Consider the following 3,013-nt stretch of genomic DNA (forward strand, 5'->3'; position numbering starts at 1 on the left):
ACCTACTGATTACAAGTCAGTTGCTCTACCAACTGAGCTATACCGGCTCAGCGTCGAAGTGGCGCGTATATTACCCACAGCTCTAATACGACGCAACCCCAAAACCAAACTTTTTTAAGTTTTTTTTGAAAAACTTTCGAACAGGGTTAGCACTTTGATTTTATTGGGTAATTCTTAGACAGGAAAGGAGCAGATTTACGAACGACTTATATAGACGGAATATCAAATACTGAGAGACAAGGAATAAAAACCGACAGACTCAGGACAGCGACCAACGCAAGCCTTCCATTACCAGATCCTGATGTAGCTGACCAACGCCTGACAATTGATGAAACAGCACACCATCACCGCCGGTGATATAGAGACAGGCATCGGCAGACCCACCCAGCTCATTGGTAATCTTTTCCTGCAACGCCTTAAAAGCAAAGTTAATACCGTGCGCAACAGCAGCAGACGTATGCTGACCTGGCTCTACCTGAAACTGCTCAACGGTACGATCAACCAAAACTTCTGCGGTATTACGCTGCAGACTCTCAGACATCAGACGCAGACCAGGGATAATGAATCCCCCCCGGTGCCGACCATCATCTTCCAGATAATCAACGGTGATCGCACTACCACAATCAACCACACAACACGCATGCCGACAGTCGTTATATGCAGCCAGCATTGCCAGCCAGCGATCCACCCCCATACGCGATGGATCTGAGTAACTGTTCACAACACCCGCCGCTTCAGCACGAGTCACCGCAAACTCCGGCTGACACTCCCAACGCGCCTGACAGTAAGCCAATAGCAAAGCAGCGACTGCCGGACCGGCCACATTAGAGATACGAACCTGATCAATCTGAGCCGGCCAGTCCACAGGCATCTCGGCCGTCAAGCGATCGGTGGGATGACGACCACGATCAACCACCGCGCCCGACTCCACCGTTCGCCACTTCAGCAGCGTATTGCCCACATCGATATCAAGGATCATCCTGTTCGTCTGACGCTCACTTCACCACCATGAAAACTGCGCAATCCTTCTGCTGTCTCCAACAAGAGCGCCCCGCTGGTATCAACACCCCGACACACTCCCTCGAGGGTATTCTGACCAACAAACAGATTAACGGGCTGATCTTGATAGGCATGCCATTGATGCCACTGATCCACCAGCGGCGTAAACCCCTCAACGGCAAACCGCTCAAGTGCTGGCACCAACTCTTCCAGAACCGCCGCCAGCAGATTGTTGCGTGAAACCTTTACGCCCATTGCAGTTTGCAGATCAACCCAAGGCTGATCAATCGTTGCAGCAAAATCCATCGGCATCGCCACATTGACACCAATACCGATCACCACCTGACATTCACCCGATGCATCGCCGGTCATCTCAAGCAATATGCCCGCCAGCTTACGATCCCGCCACAGCAGATCATTAGGCCATTTCAGCTGAACCTCTTCCGCACCCAGCTTTTGCAACGCTTTAACCAGGCTCAACCCCACCAGAAGGCTCAAACCTTCCAGCGCAGCGGCACCGTTTTCGAAACGCCATACCAAAGAGAAATAGAGATTACGCCCAAAAGGACTTTCCCACGGTCGGCCGCGACGACCGCGACCCTCAGTTTGCTGCTCAGCCACAAACAGATGTCCGTGACAGTCAGCCTCCTGACTCTTCTGCGAGGCTCGCAGATTTGTCGAAGGGATAGATAAGTCAAGCTCAATGGTTTTCAGTTTCGCCCGCACTGATGGCTCCAGCACGGCCTCAATCTGCTCCAGATCCAGCAGATCAAGACCTCCTGGAACCCGGTAACCACGTCCCTTAACGCTATAAATTTCCAAGCCGAACTCTTCCAGCTTGCGGATCTGCTTCCAGATTGCACTACGGCTTACGCCAAGCACTTCTCCAAGCTCACGCCCAGAGTGAAAGCGTCCATCAGCCAGGATAGACAACAACGAACGGATCGCCATACTACTTCATCCTTCGTTACACCCGGTCCAACACGATAAAACTGTAATCGTAGGGGTTTGGTTCCTTTGCTGTGAAGTCCTCGCGCCCAACTTCTTGCCACTGTTCCATGGCAATCACCGGGAACCAGGCATCACCCTCTACACTGGAGTGAACCTGCGTCAGATATAGCCGATCAGCACGGAGTAGCGCCTGCTCATAGATCTGAGCACCACCAATTACCATCGCCTCTTCAGCACCGTCAATTACACAGATATTCTCTGCCAGCTCTATTGCAGACTCCAGCGACGGGACAACCTTCACCCCTTCCGGCGCATAACCGGCCTGCCTGGAGATTACAATATTCGTTCGGCCCGGCAATGGACGACCAATCGACTCATAGGTCTTACGCCCCATAATGATCGGTTTCGACATCGTGACCTGCTTGAAATAACGCAGATCCTCCGGCAGATGCCAAGGTAATTTATTGTTAATCCCGATTACCCGGTTTTCTGCCTGAGCAACGATGATTGCCAGCCTCATATTCTTTCCTCAGATTGATACTGCAGCCCGGATCGGAGGATACGGGTCATAATCAACGACTTCAAAATCTTCAAACCGATAGTCATACAGACTTTCCGGCTTACGCTTAATTAGCAATTTAGGTAATGCTCGCGGCGTACGCGACAACTGTTCAGATACGATGGCGGGATCATTAATGTGATCCTGATAGAGATGAGCATCCCCAAAGGTATGCACAAAGTCCCCCACATCCAGATCACACTGCTGCGCAATCATGTGAGTTAACAATGCGTAGGACGCGATGTTAAACGGTACGCCCAGTACGTAATCAGCACTGCGCTGGTAGAGCTGACAACTTAACTTTCCGTCCAGCACATAAAACTGAAATAACGTATGACATGGCGGCAACGCGGCCTTACCGTTACGCACATTGTCTTGCGGACTCTGAGTCTCGTCCGGCAAATCAGCCGGATTCCAGCCACTGACAATCAAACGCCGGGAGTTCGGCGTGCGCTTGATCTGCTCAACCACCTGACTGATCTGATCAACAGTGCTGCCGTCAGG

The 3,013-nt window shown here is 51.6% G+C and carries 4 protein-coding genes; all 4 read right to left on the bottom strand.

The window, feature by feature from the left end; translation table 11 throughout:
• Positions 1-259 precede the first annotated feature (259 nt).
• Positions 260-979 carry a type III pantothenate kinase gene (locus tag ABYW01_RS17950; RefSeq protein WP_372835451.1) on the bottom strand — a complete coding sequence of 240 codons (720 nt, stop codon included), beginning with the start codon at positions 977-979 and terminating at the stop codon, positions 260-262.
• Positions 976-1,950, bottom strand: a complete 975-nt coding sequence (gene birA / locus ABYW01_RS17955; protein WP_372835454.1) for a bifunctional biotin--[acetyl-CoA-carboxylase] ligase/biotin operon repressor BirA — start codon at positions 1,948-1,950, stop codon at positions 976-978. Before birA ends, ABYW01_RS17950 begins: the two co-directional genes overlap by 4 nt.
• A 16-nt stretch (positions 1,951-1,966) precedes the next feature.
• Positions 1,967-2,470, bottom strand: a complete 504-nt coding sequence (gene folA / locus ABYW01_RS17960) for a type 3 dihydrofolate reductase (protein WP_372835456.1) — start codon at positions 2,468-2,470, stop codon at positions 1,967-1,969.
• Between the two features lie 9 nt (positions 2,471-2,479).
• Positions 2,480-3,013 (bottom strand): thymidylate synthase (gene thyA / locus ABYW01_RS17965; RefSeq protein ID WP_372835458.1); only part of this gene is annotated, 534 nt, incomplete at its 5' end.

It is taken from the genome of Pontibacterium sp. (assembly GCF_041587635.1).
GTDB lineage: Bacteria > Pseudomonadota > Gammaproteobacteria > Pseudomonadales > Balneatricaceae > Pontibacterium.